17 protein-coding genes are annotated in these 16,181 nt (G+C 59.4%); 4 read left to right on the forward strand and 13 right to left on the reverse strand.

Translation table 11 applies throughout. The features are described from left to right. Positions 1–48: 48 nt before the first annotated feature. Together GGE33_RS22215 and GGE33_RS22220 are read right to left on the reverse strand one after the other, a co-directional pair. Positions 49–1,326, reverse strand: a complete 1,278-nt coding sequence (locus GGE33_RS22215; protein WP_148148264.1) for an aspartate kinase — start codon at positions 1,324–1,326, stop codon at positions 49–51. Between the two features lie 258 nt (positions 1,327–1,584). After that, positions 1,585–2,460, reverse strand: coding sequence for an SH3 domain-containing protein (locus GGE33_RS22220; protein WP_343062612.1), 876 nt, complete (start codon positions 2,458–2,460; stop codon positions 1,585–1,587). A gap of 392 nt (positions 2,461–2,852) precedes the next feature. Here GGE33_RS22220 and ubiG point away from each other — a divergent pair, with 392 nt between their 5' ends. Further along, positions 2,853–3,599, forward strand: coding sequence for a bifunctional 2-polyprenyl-6-hydroxyphenol methylase/3-demethylubiquinol 3-O-methyltransferase UbiG (ubiG, locus tag GGE33_RS22225; protein WP_183828167.1), 747 nt, complete (start codon positions 2,853–2,855; stop codon positions 3,597–3,599). Here ubiG and GGE33_RS22230 read toward each other — a convergent pair whose 3' ends face one another. The 5 genes from GGE33_RS22230 to GGE33_RS22250 all read right to left on the reverse strand — a co-directional run bounded on the left by GGE33_RS22230 (position 3,600) and on the right by GGE33_RS22250 (position 6,542). Next, entirely contained in the window at positions 3,600–4,106 is a 507-nt protein-coding gene (locus GGE33_RS22230) for a DUF3291 domain-containing protein (protein WP_343062629.1), read from the reverse strand. An 83-nt stretch (positions 4,107–4,189) separates the two neighbouring features. After that, positions 4,190–4,618, reverse strand: a complete 429-nt coding sequence (locus GGE33_RS22235; protein WP_183828170.1) for a DUF1178 family protein — start codon at positions 4,616–4,618, stop codon at positions 4,190–4,192. Then, positions 4,615–5,481 carry a carbon-nitrogen hydrolase family protein gene (locus tag GGE33_RS22240; RefSeq protein WP_183828173.1) on the reverse strand — a complete coding sequence of 289 codons (867 nt, stop codon included), beginning with the start codon at positions 5,479–5,481 and terminating at the stop codon, positions 4,615–4,617. The genes GGE33_RS22235 and GGE33_RS22240 overlap by 4 nt, the downstream gene beginning before the upstream one ends. Before the next feature lie 15 nt (positions 5,482–5,496). Then, positions 5,497–5,751: a glutaredoxin 3 gene (gene grxC, locus GGE33_RS22245; protein WP_183828176.1), complete on the reverse strand. Its 255-nt coding sequence runs from the start codon at positions 5,749–5,751 to the stop codon at positions 5,497–5,499. A gap of 47 nt (positions 5,752–5,798) precedes the next feature. After that, positions 5,799–6,542 carry a ComF family protein gene (locus tag GGE33_RS22250; RefSeq protein WP_246436414.1) on the reverse strand — a complete coding sequence of 248 codons (744 nt, stop codon included), beginning with the start codon at positions 6,540–6,542 and terminating at the stop codon, positions 5,799–5,801. An 89-nt stretch (positions 6,543–6,631) separates the two neighbouring features. Between GGE33_RS22250 and GGE33_RS22255 the strand changes: the two genes are divergently transcribed. Beyond that, positions 6,632–7,504 (forward strand): methyltransferase domain-containing protein, encoded by an 873-nt coding sequence (locus GGE33_RS22255; RefSeq protein WP_183828183.1) that lies wholly within the window; start codon positions 6,632–6,634, stop codon positions 7,502–7,504. A 35-nt stretch (positions 7,505–7,539) separates the two neighbouring features. Here the strand turns inward: GGE33_RS22255 and GGE33_RS22260 are convergent, their stop codons facing one another. The 6 genes from GGE33_RS22260 to GGE33_RS22285 all read right to left on the reverse strand — a co-directional run bounded on the left by GGE33_RS22260 (position 7,540) and on the right by GGE33_RS22285 (position 11,650). After that, a complete protein-coding gene (locus GGE33_RS22260) occupies positions 7,540–7,713 on the reverse strand; it encodes a Flp family type IVb pilin (protein WP_148148257.1) in 174 nt (57 codons plus the stop codon). A 46-nt stretch (positions 7,714–7,759) separates the two neighbouring features. Next, positions 7,760–8,080 (reverse strand): hypothetical protein, encoded by a 321-nt coding sequence (locus GGE33_RS22265; RefSeq protein WP_183828186.1) that lies wholly within the window; start codon positions 8,078–8,080, stop codon positions 7,760–7,762. 168 nt (positions 8,081–8,248) lie between these two features. Beyond that, on the reverse strand, positions 8,249–8,659 hold the full coding sequence (gene mutT, locus GGE33_RS22270; protein ID WP_183828187.1) for an 8-oxo-dGTP diphosphatase MutT: 411 nt from the start codon (positions 8,657–8,659) through the stop codon (positions 8,249–8,251). Continuing rightward, positions 8,656–9,426 carry a GNAT family N-acetyltransferase gene (locus tag GGE33_RS22275; protein ID WP_183828190.1) on the reverse strand — a complete coding sequence of 257 codons (771 nt, stop codon included), beginning with the start codon at positions 9,424–9,426 and terminating at the stop codon, positions 8,656–8,658. The genes mutT and GGE33_RS22275 overlap by 4 nt, the downstream gene beginning before the upstream one ends. A gap of 8 nt (positions 9,427–9,434) precedes the next feature. Beyond that, the gene (argJ, locus tag GGE33_RS22280; RefSeq protein ID WP_183828193.1) at positions 9,435–10,676 is read right to left on the reverse strand and encodes a bifunctional glutamate N-acetyltransferase/amino-acid acetyltransferase ArgJ; all 1,242 of its coding nucleotides are present in this window, start codon (positions 10,674–10,676) and stop codon (positions 9,435–9,437) included. 77 nt (positions 10,677–10,753) lie between these two features. Beyond that, positions 10,754–11,650: a peptidylprolyl isomerase gene (locus GGE33_RS22285; RefSeq protein WP_183828196.1), complete on the reverse strand. Its 897-nt coding sequence runs from the start codon at positions 11,648–11,650 to the stop codon at positions 10,754–10,756. Between the two features lie 243 nt (positions 11,651–11,893). Between GGE33_RS22285 and secA the strand changes: the two genes are divergently transcribed. After that, positions 11,894–14,605 (forward strand): preprotein translocase subunit SecA, encoded by a 2,712-nt coding sequence (gene secA, locus GGE33_RS22290; protein ID WP_148148251.1) that lies wholly within the window; start codon positions 11,894–11,896, stop codon positions 14,603–14,605. Between the two features lie 155 nt (positions 14,606–14,760). Continuing rightward, entirely contained in the window at positions 14,761–16,179 is a 1,419-nt protein-coding gene (locus GGE33_RS22295) for a lipopolysaccharide biosynthesis protein (RefSeq protein ID WP_210303856.1), read from the forward strand. Positions 16,180–16,181 lie beyond the last annotated feature (2 nt).

The following is a 16,181-nucleotide window of genomic DNA, read 5'->3' on the forward strand; positions in this document are numbered from 1 at the left end:
CCGACCCGGCGACGACGCACCGAAAGGAGCATCATGCCGGATTAGACATCATTCGCTTTTATCGAGACCGTAGGAGGAATGCAAAGTCCGAACCGCAAGTTCCGAATATGCACCGTCGATAAGAATGGAAATCTTGATTTCCGAGGTCGTGATCGCCTTGATGTTGATCGATTTTTCGGCAAGTGCCCGGAAAGCCTGCGCCGCGACGCCGGCGTGGCTGCGCATGCCGATACCGATGACCGATACCTTTGCGAGACCTGATTCGGTCTGCACGACATCGAAGCCGATCTTTTCCTTGTTGGCTTCCAGAACGCTCATCGCCTTCTGCACGTCGCCAGAAGGCACGGTGAAGGTCATGTCAGTCTTGGAACCGTCCTCGGAAATGTTCTGGACGATCATGTCGACATTGATATGGGCCTCCGCGAGCGGCCCGAAGATCGCAGCCGATACGCCCGGACGGTCGGACAGACGACGCAACGAAATCTGCGCTTCATCCTTGGCATAAGCGATGCCGGTGACGACTTCCTGTTCCACGATTTCTTCCTCGTCGCAAATCAAAGTACCGGGCGGGTTCAAGAAGTCTCCCATGCCCGGTGCATCGGGATCTTCAAAGCTGGAGCGCACAAAGGTGCGGACCTTGTGGACCATGGCAAGCTCGACCGAGCGCACCTGCAGCACCTTGGAGCCGAGAGACGCCATTTCGAGCATTTCCTCGAACGACACCTTCTTCATCCGGCGAGCCTTGGGCACGATGCGCGGATCGGTCGTGTAGACGCCATCGACGTCCGTATAGATATCGCAGCGATCAGCCTTGACGGCAGCGGCAATCGCCACGGCGGACGTGTCGGAGCCGCCACGGCCGAGCGTCGCGATCCGGTTGTCCGGACCTATCCCCTGGAAACCGGCAACAACAGCCACCTGGCCCTCGCCCATCCGCTTGATGATGTCGGAACCGTCAATCTCCATGATGCGTGCAGCACCGTGTGCGTTGTCGGTGCGGATCGGGATCTGCCAGCCCTGCCAGGAACGTGCATTGACGCCCATCGACTGCAGCGCGATCGCCAGGATACCGGATGTCACCTGCTCGCCGGAAGCAACGACCGCATCATATTCGCGCGCGTCGTAGAATGGTGAATTGGCACCTGCTACTTTCGGCATGTCCTGAACCCAGCCCACCAGTTCGTTGGTCTTGCCGGACATGGCGGAGACGACGACGGCCACTTCGTGCCCTGCATCGACTTCACGTTTCACATGGCGTGCGACATTGTGAATGCGTTCGAGATTGGCGACGGACGTGCCGCCGAACTTCATGACGATGCGAGCCATACGACGAAAACCACCAACTCGCCCTCGGCCAAGCCGGGGCGTCTATTTGCTAACGCTGGATATCCCGGCGGCTGCCTGAATATCGAGTTGGGGTCTCTTAGCGAAAAGGGGGGACGCACGCAATGGCCGGATTATGGGCAAACAGTACGCCTGTCATAAAACTGAAGAAGCGGTCATCATACGCAAATGGCAGTCGATAAGAACAAGGGGCCGCTTGCGCGACCCCCTGCCGATCTGTCGTCGATCTGTTCGAAATCGTCAGTTGCAATTTGGCCCGACGACGCAGTTCTGGTTACGCTGTGGACGCTGCTGTTCCTCGCGCTGCGGGCGTTCACGGTCTCGCTCGCGGGCTCTTTCGCGATCACGATCGCGATCTCTGTCCCGCTCGCGCGCCTGATCCCGATCCCGGGCCTGATCCCGTTCTCTTTCACGGGCACGATCCCTATCCCTGTCACGATCACGCTCTCTCTCGCGGTCGCGATCCCAACCGGGAGGCGGGCGCCGATCGTTGCCGTCAAAGCGCGGCCGGTCACGGTCCCTGTCACGGGCCTGATCTCTGTCACGATTTCGGTCACGTTCCCACCGGTCGCGATCACGGGACTGATCCCAGCGATCCCGATCACGGGATTGGTCCCAGCGATCGCGATCACGGTCGCGATCCCAGCCCGGAGGCGGACGGCGACCATCATCCCAGCGCGGCGGGGGCGGAAGTGGACGCTGTGCACGCCAGTTGTAATCCCGCCAGCGATCACGCTCCCGATAGAAATTGCGGTCGCGGTAATAGGTGCCCCAATAATTGTCCACGTCGAACGTGACGGATGGGATGCCGAGACCGCCGTAGTAATCCGGCGCCACATAAACGCGGTTCGAGCGATAGGATGCCTGCACGTAATTGCCGGACACCCAGCCACGTCCGCCGGCAAAGGAGACATCGCACCAATTGACCGAGCTCATACAGCCGTTGATCGTCACGGGCGCGCCGTAAGGAATAACGGTAACCGCCGGATAACCGGTACTGGGGCCGGACCGCATATTGACGTTTGCGGTGGCGTAACCGCGCACCGCCGCCTCGGCGATCGCGGGCGCCACCAGGAGCGTGCAGAAAGCCGCAGCACTCATCAGGAACTTTTTCACGGGCTTCCTCCTGAGGAAATTATCGAAACGGACATTGTTCCGTATCGAGTTTTTATCGCCATAAAATGTCGACTGGCCCCAATTGTTCCAGCATCCGCCTGAATAGGTCATGAATGACCTATTGGGTATTCATTAAGCGTCATGGACGCTTGCAGCACTTAGGAATAGTAGCCTGCCGCAATGGAGTGAAATCAGTGATCTGGACAGAAGTATACGATATCATGCTCGCCGCGTTGGAAGCGAGCCTCGGCTGTCGACTACACCAACTGGCATAGGTGGCGAGGTCTGCTTCGCAGGGCATTGGCGGTCAACATCGGGAAAGCCCATCAACCTCTTGACTTCATCGTCTCAACGTCCGACTTCAACACGCAAACGCGAAGGATGATGAGACGATGACGGAAGCAGCCAGAACGACGGTCGACAAGGATCAGGTCGAGATGTTCTCGAAAATGGCTGCCGAATGGTGGAGCCCCACCGGAAAATTCCGCCCGCTGCACAAGTTCAATCCGGTTCGCCTTGCCTATATCCGCGAACGCATCTGCCAGAATTTCGGCCGTGATCCTAAGGCGCATCGCCCCCTTGAGGGCCTTCGCATCCTAGATATCGGCTGCGGCGGCGGCCTTCTGTCCGAACCGGTTGCCCGCATGGGCGCAACCGTCATCGGGGCCGACCCATCGGAGAAGAATATCGGCATCGCCTCGACCCACGCGCAGGAAACGGGCACGCAGATCGATTACCGTGCTGTCACCGCCGAGGATCTTGCCCAGGCGGGCGAAACATTCGACGTCATCCTCAACATGGAAGTCGTCGAACATGTTGCCGATGTGAACCTGTTCCTCACCACCTGCGCCTCCATGGTGCGACCCGGCGGCCTGATGTTCATGGCGACGATCAACCGCACGCTGAAGGCCCGCGCACTCGCGATCTTCGCCGCCGAAAACGTCCTGCGCTGGCTGCCCCGCGGCACGCATCAGTATGAAAAGCTGGTCCGCCCGGAAGAGATCGAACGCCCGCTCCAGACCTCCGGTCTGCATATCGTTCACCGCACAGGCGTCTTCTTCAATCCACTTCAGGATCGCTGGAACCTCTCGCCCGACATGGACGTAAACTACATGCTACTGGCAAAGCGCGAGAGCTGATCAGGATTTCTGCACAAGCACGTGTGCCATCAGATCCTTGTGTCTTTCCGCATTGAGCGCAGCCAGTTCGCGCACCCGTGCACGGTCGATGGATATCCGCTTACCATCCGGTCCATAGGGATCTTTGAAGTTGAAACTGTCCGGTCCAGTCCCATGGTCGTGCAGACGCTCGAAACGCTCTACGCCGTCAGACCAATTTGGCCGGCTATCCGTCCACCACAGGACAAGTGCAGGCCAGCGCCGCTCCACCTGCCATTTTCGGCCATGTTTCAACGCGTCGGCATGGACGCCGGAATAGGAAAACGCCGTCAGCGATTCCAGATCCGCCCACATCGACAGAGAGGAGGGCGCGGTCTCAAAACCGCTCCCCTTTATGAAACGCGGAAAAACCTGCTGCCCCCAGCTCTCCGGACCAATCTCGCCATCATAGCCGGAACGCCCGATAAATCCTTCCGCAGTTTCGGCGGCAAGAAAATTGGCAGGCTCCCGCAAGCGAAAACCCTCAATTTCGGGGCTGTCCTAAGGAGCGACGAAAAGGCCGAAATTGTAGATCGCCAGTTTCGCCACGCTGGTCACCTCAGTTGGCCATATCAGTTCGTATCGTCCGTAAAATCGGGTAGCGGCGCGACTTCTATCCCCTCGTCGATCAGGTCACGCACTTCGTCGGCACTCGCTTGTCCGATGATGCCGCGAGCATCCGCCTCGCCATAATGAATCTTGCGCGCCTCTTCGGGAAACTTCTCCCCCACATCCTCGGAATTGGCGCGAATATTGGCAACAGCTTCGCGAAGCTTGACCATCGCCTCCTGCCGGGCGAGATCCATCGCCATCTGCTTCTTGGCTTCCTTTTTCCGTGCAGTGGAAACGGAAGGCGCCATCAGCGACTTGGAAATCGAACCCGAATTGCAGATCGGACAGGTCAGAAAGCGGCTCTCCACCTGCCGGTCGAAATCGGCACTTTCGGAAAACCAGCCCTCAAACGTATGTGCGTTGTCGCAGCACAGCGAATATTTGATCACACTGCCACTCCACCGGCACCCCGGTCGGCATCTGAGACGGTAACATCCTCCAGCACGAACTCGCGTGCATTCTTCAGATTAGGCACCTTTTTGCGAGTAATCACAACGCTGTCCAGGTCGAGATCGGCAACGAGAACCTCCTCACCCGCATCGCCACCTCGTGCGAGGATTTTGCCCCAGGGGTCGATGATGAGAGAATTGCCATAGGTCTCCCGGCCGTCCTCGTGCACCCCGGCCTGCGCTGCCGCAATCAGGAAAGCGCCGTTCTCGATTGCCCGAGCCCGCAGCAGGATCTCCCAATGCGCCTCGCCCGTCTGTCGCGTGAAGGAAGCCGGCACCGTCAGGATCGTCGCTCCGGCGACAGCCTGGGCGCGGAACAGCTGAGGGAACCGCAAATCATAGCAGATCGACATGCCGAGCTTTGCGAAAGGCAGCTCCACCACCTTGGAGACACCGCCCGGCTCATAGGCGGAGCTCTCCCGCCAGCTCTCGCCATTGTCGAGATCCACGTCGAACATGTGGATCTTGTCGTAGGTCGAGATCAGGCGGCCATCCGGCGCAAAGAGAAAACTGCGGTTGGCGATCTTGCCGTCATCACGAGCAATTGCCGTCGAACCGACGTGCAGGAAAATGCCGAGCTCCGCAGCAAGCCCATGCGCCGTCGCCACGATTATGTCATCCGCCTCGCCACGCAAAACCTCGCGGGCAGCCTTGCGGTCCCGCTGCAGCATACCGGTCATCTCCGGCGTCTGGACGTAAGTCGCCCCGCGCGCCGCCGCATCCCGAACCAGCCGGGACATGTCGGCGGCATTTTTCGCCGGATCGACACCGGAACACATCTGGACTGCAGCGACCTTTATCATCGTCTAAACGCCTTGTTACGCAAGCATCGATTCCAGCTTGCCTTGACGATCAAGCGCATGCAGATCATCGCAGCCGCCGACATGTTCGCCATTGATGAAGACCTGCGGAAAGGTCGACCGACCATTCGACTTGGCGATCATTTCGGCGCGAAGCTCCTGGCTATAGGTCGCATCATGCTCGACGAAATCGACGCCCTTGGACTGAAGCAGAGCTTTCGCACGTGAGCAATAACCGCAGTATTCGCGGGTGTAGATGGTAACATCCGTCATGATAATCTCCGGGCGCGCTGGGAGGAATACGCACCGACTGTTGTCTCTCATATAGTTTCGGCCAGTGCCATTGCAAAGGTCAAAACGCTGACTTCGGTGGCACCCGCCTTCTTCAACGCCCGTGTCGCAGCGCTAACTGTGGCCCCGGTCGTGTAGACATCGTCGACAAGCACGATGTGTTTGCCGAACACCTCGGCCTCCCGTCCCTCGGCGACGGCGAAAGCTGCCCGGACATTGTCTTCGCGAGCCCGTGCAGTCAGCCCTACCTGTCGCTTCGTCCTCTTCGTCCGCACAAGCGCCGCCGACAGATAGGGCTTCCCCGTCGATATTGCGAGATGCCGCGCAAGCTCGGCTGACTGGTTGAACTTCCGGAGCGCAAAACGCGTCCGGTGCAAAGGCACCGGCAGGATTGCATCGCAGCAACGGAGGCAATCGCCCCCCGCGCGCTCCATCCATCCCGCCATGATTGGCGCAAGATCGCCTCGGTCCCTATATTTGAGCCCATGAACCATGTTGCGCGCGGTACGATCGAAGACAGTGGCTGCGCGCAGGCGATCGAAAACCGGAGGATGTGCGATGGCTTGTGCCGAGAGCATGCCTGGCCCTGGATCATAGGAGAACGGCAGGCCGAGTATGTCGCAATAGGGCCTCTCGATGAAGCGGACCTCACGCCAACAGGAGGCGCAGACTGCCCCATGACGCCCCGTTAGAACGCCGCAACCGAGGCATACCGGAGGGTACACGACGTCGGCGATCCGCTGCAGACAGGCCGAAGCGGATTGCGAAAGCATTTTCACGAGACTATTGGCCAAATTGCCGGGCATGGACTTGACAATAAGCGACGAAATGCGCCTTAGCGAAGCATAATCGGGTGGTCATGATGGAATTTCTCTTCGACGAAGACCTGCTTGCACGCAGACGCGAACGAGCATTGGCAAATCACACCGGCAATGCGGATTTCCTGCTGGATCTGGCGGCAGGCGAATTGGCCGAGCGTCTTTCCGTTGTGGAGCGGCAGTTTCCTCTTGCCATCGAACTGCACGGAGGAACGGGAATCGCCGCGCGAAAGGCAATCGAAACCGGCAAGATCGAAACAATTCAGCGCGCAGAAACCAGCGAACGCTTCGCCAAGGCAGGAGAGCATATCCTGTCCGCCGGTCTTGATGACGTGCCGATCGAGACGGCATCGGTTAACCTCGTCCTGTCCCCGATGGCGCTGCATGCCGTCAATGACCTGCCAGGCACGCTGGTGCGCATTCGCCGCGGTCTGAAGCCTGATGGCCTGTTCCTCGCAGCCATTCCCGGTGCGGGGACGCTGTCGGAGTTGCGCGATGTCCTGCTTGCGGCCGAGGCCGAGCTGACAGGCGGCGCAAGCCCACGCGTTATCCCATTCGCCGATGTGCGCGATATAGGCGGCCTTCTCCAGCGGGCGGGTTTCGCCCTTCCGGTGGTGGACGCAGAAAACTATACGGTTCGATATGACAGCCTGTTTCCGCTGATGCGCGACTTGCGCGCCATGGGCATGGCCAATCCCTTGAGGGGTCGCAGCCGAAAACCCCTTGGGCGCGCATTTTTCCTGAGGGCAGCGGAAATCTATGCAGAGCGTTATTCCGATCCCGATGGCCGGATCAGGGCCACGTTCTCGATCATCTACACCTCCGGATGGGCGCATCATGAGAGCCAGCAGCAACCGCTGAAACCAGGTTCTGCCAAAGTGCGTCTTGCAGATGCCCTTAAGGGCCTGGACGGCTAAGCTTCAGGCAAAAGAGGAAACGGCTTTAAACCGTCTTATTTGGACGCATTGGTGTAGGTGTTGGTGATGGTGTTGAACATATTGCCCATCGCCTCGTAATAATTGCCGAGCGCAGCGGCAAGCGTGATGCCGAGGACCGCGGCAAGCAAGCCGTACTCCACTGCAGTTGCACCACTGATATCCCTGATAAAGCTGCGGAACAGGCGCATAGGTCGTCCTTGGAATGTAAGCGGTTCGATCATGCGCCGGAGTGGTTCAGCAATCGCCGTCCGCTCCGTAACCCTGAACGATGCAAACCGAACCGGGAGTCTCCTGCAGAACGCTCCTGCGGATCGTGTAGTGCTTCGAACCACCTTCGGCGGGTTTGATCGATCCCGTGGTCAGCATGTCGAAGTCTTCCTGCACATGCGCAAGGCGCTTCTGGTCCGACCGCTCCGCCAGCATCGGCGTTACGATCAGCGACAGGGCAATTACGGCTGTTCCGAAAAGCAGCGCAATATTCAGCGCTCCGGTCTTGCCGGACCTGTACGTCGCCCGCTGGCGATTGCGCACAGTTTTCCAGAACTCGTCGTCCATTGCCCCGAAGCCTCGTCAGATCATTACGTGCCTAGCCACAAAGATGCCAGAATCCGTTGAACGAACTGTTAACGCGAGATAAATCCGACAGCTCTAATTTTAATTAGAGCCTTTTCCCGGTTAAATTGAAGCGTTCTGCCGGAGCAGGTTTTCGCCGGGTCAAATGCTCTAAAGCAGATCCTGAAGCATCGGGATCAGCGGCTCGTCTGCCGGCGGCATCGGGTAATCGCGAAGCGCGTTGGGCCTGACCCACTTGATCTGCTGCCCCTCGCGACCGGTCGGAACGCCCTCGAAGCGACGGCAGACATAGAGCGGCATCAGAAGATGAAAGGTCTCGTAGGTGTGGCTCGCGAAAGTGAGCGGCGCAAGGCAGGCCACTTTCGTCGTGATCCCAAGCTCTTCATGAAGCTCCCGCACCAGCGACTCTTCCGGCGTTTCACCGGCTTCGACCTTGCCGCCCGGAAACTCCCACAGCCCCGCCAGCGATTTTCCCTCCGGCCGCTGCGCAAGCAGGATGCGTCCGTCGGCATCGATCAGCGCGCAGGCGGAAACGAGAAGCAGCTTTTTCGGTTCGCTCATGATTTCCGCCAGTAACGATAGGAATAGGCTTTGGTGAAGCCGAACCTCTGATAGAGCGCGATGGCAGCTTCGTTGGTTGACTCGACCTGCAGCCAGGCGGTGCGCGCACCGCTGATCCGCGCCCAGCGAAGCGCCGAGGACAACATGTCTGTGCCAAGCCGTTCGCGGCGATGGGATGGTGCAACGGCGAGCGAGAGAATGCCGGCCAGATCGTTGTCCTGCACGCACAGCACCGTCGCCACGGCTCCATTGCCGGGATCCTGTTTCATGAAGAAGCCGGATGTGGGCTTGATAGCACTGAGGATCTCGGCAAGCGCCGGCTTCAAAGCCGGATCGTCACCGGCAACCGAAAGGCATGCATCGGCAAAACGGCCGATATCGTGGCTTGGCAGATAATCGAGCGTGTCGGGAAGCTCCAGCCTGGAAAGGTCGACTGTCATGACATCCGCCGTCTCGAAGACCTCCCATCCGCTACGCGCCAAATGCTCAAGCATGACCGGCGGCGCAAGCGGTGTTTCCCTCAGCACAAGCGTCCTGCCGTAATCCGCAAAACGCTTGGCAGCCTTTGTGAGCCTGAGATCAAGATCCCGGTGATCGGAAGGATCAAGCGGAACGACGCAGTTGACCCGTTTCGACGGATGCCCGCCTGTCAGCCGCACCTGCCAGCTTCCGTCATAGACGACGGACGCGGCAGGCCATGCGCGAAACCCGACGGCTTCGAGCCTACGGACCAGCGGCAGATCGGGCTCTACGGATGCTGCTGCCATCACCCGCATCAGCTCCGGTAATCGCCGTTGATGGCGACATATTCCTTGGTCAGGTCGCAGGTCCAGACCGTCGCCTTGCCCGATCCGAGACCGAGTTCGACCTTTACCGGAATGTCCTGGCCCTTCATCACGGCAGAGGCCGCCTCTTCAGAATAACCCGGATCGCGCTCGCCGTTGACGGCAACGCGGATGTCGCCGAACCAGATCGCCAGCTTGTCGCGATCGGCAGCTTCGCCTGCCTTGCCGACGGCCATGACGATACGGCCCCAGTTGGCGTCTTCGCCGGCGGCCGCGGTCTTGACCAGCGGCGAATTGGCGATCGACAGCGCGATCGTCTTGGCGGCCGCATCGCTCTCCGCACCGGTCACGGTGATTTCGAGCATCTTGGTGGCACCCTCGCCATCGCGAGCGACCTGGATCGCTAGGTCCTTCAGGAGCGCGTTCAGCGCCTCGCGAAAGGAGGCGAGCGCCGGATCATTGGCATCGGCAATCTGCTTCTGGCCGTCGGCGGAAGCCGCGCCCGTGGCAAACAGCATCAGTGTGTCGGAGGTCGACGTGTCGCTATCGACCGTCATCGAATTGAAGCTCGGCTCCACACCGGCCGATAGCATCGACTGCAAAACCGAGGAAGAAATGTCCGCATCGGTCACGACGAAGGACAGCATCGTCGCCATGTCGGGCGCGATCATGCCGGCGCCCTTGGCAATCCCGTTGATCGTCACCTTCACACCGCCGATCTTGGCGGTACGGGTCGCAACCTTTGGATAGGTATCCGTCGTCATGATCGCCTTGGCGGCTTCCTGCCAGAAATCGCCGGTAGCGGTCTTGTTCATGTCGCCCAGAACACCAGCAAACTTGGTGGCATCGAGCGGTTCGCCGATGACGCCGGTAGACGCGAGATAAACCTCGTTCTCGCCGCAGCCGACAGCTTCGGATGCAGATTTCGCCGTCAGAGCGGTCGCAGCCTTGCCCTTGATACCCGTGAAAGCGTTCGCATTGCCGGAGTTGACCACCACTGCGCGAGCCACGCCATGGGAGAGGTTCGAGCGGCAGAAATCGACCGGGGCCGAAGGGCATTTGGACTTGGTGAACACGCCGGCAACCGCCGCAGGCTTGTCGAAAACCATCAGCAGCACATCCGTGCGGCCCTTGTACTTGATGCCTGCAGCTGCCGTCGCCATCCGCACACCGCGGACCAGAGGCATTTCAGGATAGGATTTCGGGGCGAGCGGGGAGACGGAAGCGGACATGGTCAATACCTGCGCGAAAAGTTTTCAGTAAGCGATAGAAAAACGGGGGCACGAACGCCCCCGTTGTAATCGATGGATCAGGGCTTCGCAGCCGGGGCAGCTTCCGGGGCAGCCGCATCGCCGGCGCCGTCCTGCATCTTGCCAACTTCTTCATAGCCCTTCTTCAGAGCTTCGTCGGTAATCTCGACCTTCTGCTCGGCCTTGGCCTTTTCAAGGATGGCGACATACTTGTCGCGCATGACGAGCTGCTTCACCTGGTCCTTGACCTGGTCGAAAGCTGGCGGCGGCGCATCGCGCTTGTCTTCGACCTTGATGATGTGGAAGCCGAACTGGGTCTTGACCGGAGCCTTGGTATAGGCGCCCTTTTCGAGACCGAAAGCGGCTTCTTCGAATTCCGGCACCATGCGGCCCGGACCAAACCAGCCGAGATCGCCGCCATCATCCTTGTTGGAATCCTGCGAGTTTTCCTTGGCCAGCGTGGCGAAGTCTTCACCCTTGTCGAGCTTGGCGATGATCGCCTTGGCCTCATCCTCAGTCTTGACCAGGATATGGGCAGCCTTGACTTCTTCCTGCTTCGGAAGGGCTGCGATTTCCTTGTCGTAGCGAGCCTTGACTTCGGCATCGGTCGTTGCTTCGACGACATGCTTGCGGAAGAAAGAGTTATGCAGCTCGCGATCGCCGATATAGGCCATGCGCTTCTTGAAATCTTCCGTCTTGTCTACGCCTTCGGCAAGCGCGCCGCTGGCGAGAAGCTTGACGTCGATCGCACCGGAAAGGGCTGCGACCTTCTTCTGCTCGTCCGGCAGCTGGGCCAGCTGCGGGTCGAGGTTCTGCATCGCAAGATCGAGTTCAGACTGGGTGATCGTGAGCGTGCCGACCTTGGCAACAACCGGATCTTCCTGCGCGAATGCGGGAGCCTGGAACGAGATCGCGGCGACGATGGCCGCCGTGACGAGAAGTTTGTGACGCAACATAAGTTACCTTTCGCATGGATGCCGGTCTCAGGGTTTGGATCCGGCCTGAATCCTTCACAAACACCGGAATGTGGCCATAGTGTATCGGCCGCAACCGTTGACATAATTCGGACCCCCTCTTATCTGTCACGCAACTTGGCGTCCAGAAGAGTTTCCGGGCGTTACGGGACAATTTGCCGGCATTGGAACCAACCTCTTCCGACCTGCAATCCCATGGCACTGAGATCAGAAAGGACCATTCGCATGGTCAGCTTCGGCGGCATCGCCCGCAAACTGTTCGGTTCGGCCAACGAGCGCCGCGTTCGCGGCTACAAGCCGACCCTTGCCAAGATCAATGCCATCGAGGAAGCGACCAAGGCGCTGACCGACGAACAACTGGCCCACAAGACGGTCGAGTTTCGCCAGATGCTGGCCGACGGCAAGACGCTCGAAGACATCATGATCCCGGCCTTTGCCGTGGCGCGCGAGGCTTCCCGCCGCGTGCTCGGAATGCGTCCCTTCGACGTTCAGCTGACCGGCGGCATGATCCTGCATGACGGCGCGATCGCCGAAATGAAGACCGGTGAAGGCAAGACGCTGGTCGGCACCCTGCCGGTCTACCTCAATGCGCTGTCCGGCAAGGGCGTTCATGTCGTTACCGTCAACGACTACCTCGCCCAGCGCGACGCCGGCATCATGAGCCGCCTCTACAGCTTCCTCGGCCTTTCGACCGGCGTCATTGTCCACGGCCTCGACGACGAGCAGCGCCGTGCGGCTTACGCCTGCGACATCACCTACGCGACGAACAACGAACTCGGCTTCGATTATCTGCGCGACAACATGAAATACGAGCGCGGCCAGATGGTTCAGCGCGGCCACAATTACGCGATCGTCGACGAAGTGGACTCGATCCTCGTCGATGAGGCGCGCACGCCGCTGATCATTTCCGGCCCGCTGGACGACCGTTCCGATCTCTACACGACGATCGACACCTACATCCCGCTTCTCTCCGAAGAAGACTACGAGATCGACGAGAAGCAGCGTTCCGCCAACTTCTCCGAAGTCGGCACCGAGAAGCTGGAAAACCTGCTGCGGCAGGCCGGCCTCCTGAAGGGTGAATCGCTCTATGACGTCGAAAACGTCGCGATCGTCCACCACATCAACAACGCGCTGAAGGCCCACAAGCTCTTCACCCGCGACAAGGATTACATCGTCCGTAACGGCGAGATCGTTATCATCGACGAATTCACCGGCCGCATGATGCCGGGTCGCCGTTATTCGGAAGGCCAGCACCAGGCGCTGGAAGCCAAGGAAAAGGTACAGATCCAGCCGGAGAACCAGACGCTCTCCTCGATCACCTTCCAGAATTACTTCCGCATGTATTCCAAGCTCGCCGGCATGACCGGTACGGCGCAGACCGAAGCGGAAGAATTCGGCAACATCTACAAGCTCGAAGTCATCGAAGTTCCAACCAACCTGCCGATCGCCCGTATTGACGAGGACGACGAGGTCTACCGGACCTTCGAGGAAAAGTTCAAGGCGATCATCGTCGAGATCAAGGCTGCCCACGAGCGCAACCAACCGGTTCTCGTCGGTACGACCTCGATCGAAAAATCCGAGCTTCTGGCCACCATGCTGCGCCAGTCCGGCTTCGAAAACTTCAACGTGCTGAACGCCCGTTACCACGAGCAGGAAGCCTATATCGTTTCCCAGGCCGGTGTGCCGGGGGCCGTCACGATCGCCACCAACATGGCCGGTCGCGGTACCGACATCCAGCTCGGCGGCAATGTCGACATGCGTCTTGAGCGCGAGCTTGAAGGCGTGGAGGACGAAGCCGAGCGCAATGCCAGGGAAGCAGCGATCCGCGCTGAAATCAAGGAACTCAAGGCCAAGGCGCTGGAGGCCGGCGGTCTCTACGTCATCGCCACCGAACGCCACGAAAGCCGCCGTATCGACAACCAGCTGCGCGGCCGTTCCGGCCGTCAGGGTGACCCCGGCCGCTCCAAGTTCTTCCTGTCGCTTCAGGACGACCTGATGCGCATCTTCGGCTCCGACCGCATGGACGGCATGCTGCAGAAGCTGGGCCTCAAGGAAGGCGAGGCGATCGTCCATCCATGGATCAACAAGGCCGTGGAACGCGCCCAGAAGAAGGTCGAAGCCCGTAACTTCGACATCCGTAAGAACCTTTTGAAATACGACGACGTCACAAACGACCAGCGCAAGGTGATCTTCGAACAGCGTATTGAAATGATGGATTCGGAAGATGTTTCCGAGACCATCGAGGACATGCGCAACGAAGTCATCGAGGTCATCGTCGCCAAGCATATCCCGGAACGCGCCTACGCCGAACAGTGGGACGCACCCGGCCTGCATCAGGATGTCCAGCGCCTGCTCAACCTCGAACTTCCGATCGAGGACTGGGTCAAGGAAGAAGGCATCGGCGAAGACGATATCCGCGAGCGCATTACCGAGGCAGCCGACGCCGCTGCCAAGGATCGCCGCGAACGCTTCGGCAACGAGGTGATGAATTATGTCGAACGCTCGATCGTGCTGCAGACGCTCGATCACCTGTGGCGCGAGCATATCGTCAATCTCGACCACCTGCGCTCCGTCATCGGCTTCCGCGGTTATGCTCAGCGTGACCCGCTGCAGGAATACAAGGCAGAAGCTTTCGAACTATTCCAGGCGCTGCTGGCTAACCTTCGCGAAGCCGTCACCGCCCAGATGATGCGCGTCGAGCTGATGCAGAATCCGGAGCCGCCGGTTCCGCCACAGACCTATGAGGAACATCATCTCGACCCGATGACCGGCGAAAACCAGATTACCGGCCGCGACGATGAAGACTTCATTGCCGCCCCCGAGGATCGTCACCCGGAAGATCAGTCGACCTGGGGCAAGATCGGCCGCAACGAGGCCTGCCCATGCGGTTCCGGCAAGAAATACAAGCATTGCCACGGCGCCTTCGAACAGGCCTGAGGCATCTGGAAATAGCTGATACAAACGCCGCCCAATGGGCGGCGTTTTGCTTTTGAGGCCAACGGCATCCATCAGTCTATCGTCGCTGCCAACCGTTTCTTAACCGCGACCTGCCATGCTTTTCATCAGTATTTGTGCGGCATAACGAGTATCCCTTGCCCTTCATAGCGGTTATCGAAACAGCGGAAAAACTGCTTCCGCCGGGCTTGCGCGCCCGGATCGTACCGCTGATCGCAAAAATCGGCACCGCACTGACGGACAACAGCGAAACGGCGAAGGCCCAGCGGCAGGCCCTGACGGCTTTCGCTATTCGCATCGCCTCGGCCGCAATCGCTTTTCTCTCCCAAATCGCTCTCGCACGGCTGATGGGGGAGTTCGAATACGGTCTCTACGCCTTCGTCTGGGTGATCGTGATCCTGACCGGCAATCTCTCCTGCCTCGGCTTCCACACCTCGATCATCCGCTTCTACCATCAGCATCTTGCAAGCGGCGAAACCGCGATATTGCGCGGGCTGAACGTGGCATCCTGCCTTGTTGCATTTCTGACGGCAACGCTGGTCGGCACACTGGGCTTTGCCTTCCTGGCCGTGTTCGGCAACGATATCGCCTCCTATTATCTCGTTCCGATCGGCATTGCGCTTTTCATCATCCCGATGATCGCGCTCGGCGATATTCTCGACGGCATGGCAAGGGCGCGCGGCTGGACCGTTTCGGCACTGGCGCCGACCTTCATTCTGAGACCGATCCTCATCCTCGTCTTCATGGCGACTGCGGAATTCATCGACGCACCGCATGATGCGACGACTGCAATGGGAGCGGCACTCGCCGCGACCTATGTCACCACGCTTGCCCATCTCGTGCAGCTCGCCGCGCTGATCCGCAAGGAGAAAAGCGAGGCGCCGCGCCAATATCAGTTGGGCACCTGGATGAGATATTCGCTACCGCTCTTTCTCGTTGACGGGATCAGTTTTCTGCTGACCAATGCCGATGTGGTCGTGGTCGGCCTTTACCTCCCGCCCGATCAGGTCGGCATCTATTTCGCCGCAGCAAAAACGATCGTGCTGGTGCAATTCGTCTATTTCTCGGTCAAGGCTGCAGCCGCACCGCGTTTCTCAGCCATCATTGCCGCCGCAGACCATGATGCGCTTGCCGACTTCGCAGCCCGGTCGACACGCTGGACCTTCTGGCCGTCGCTCATCATCGGCCTTTGCGCCCTCGCCGCCGGCGAGATGCTTCTGTCCCTCTTCGGCCCGAACTTTACCGACGGCTATGGGCTGATGGCCATCCTTTTTGCCGGCATCCTGGCCAAGGCATCCATCGGTCCTGCAGAAGTCCTACTTACTATGGCCGGACACCAGAAACTCTGTGTTGGAGTTTATGCTGCAACCCTGATTGCTGCGGTAATCCTGTATTCTGTGATGATCCCGCTATTCGGCTTGACTGGAGCAGCCGTTGCGGCTGCTACTGCAATCATGATCGAATCCCTGCTGCTTCATCTGACAGTCCGCCGTACGCTCGGCATCACGCTATTTGCCTTCGCACGTAGGCCTCTTGCCGGTTTGGGAGCGAATTGACC

The organism is Aliirhizobium cellulosilyticum (assembly GCF_014198105.1).
Taxonomy (GTDB): Bacteria; Pseudomonadota; Alphaproteobacteria; order Rhizobiales; family Rhizobiaceae; genus Neorhizobium; species Neorhizobium cellulosilyticum.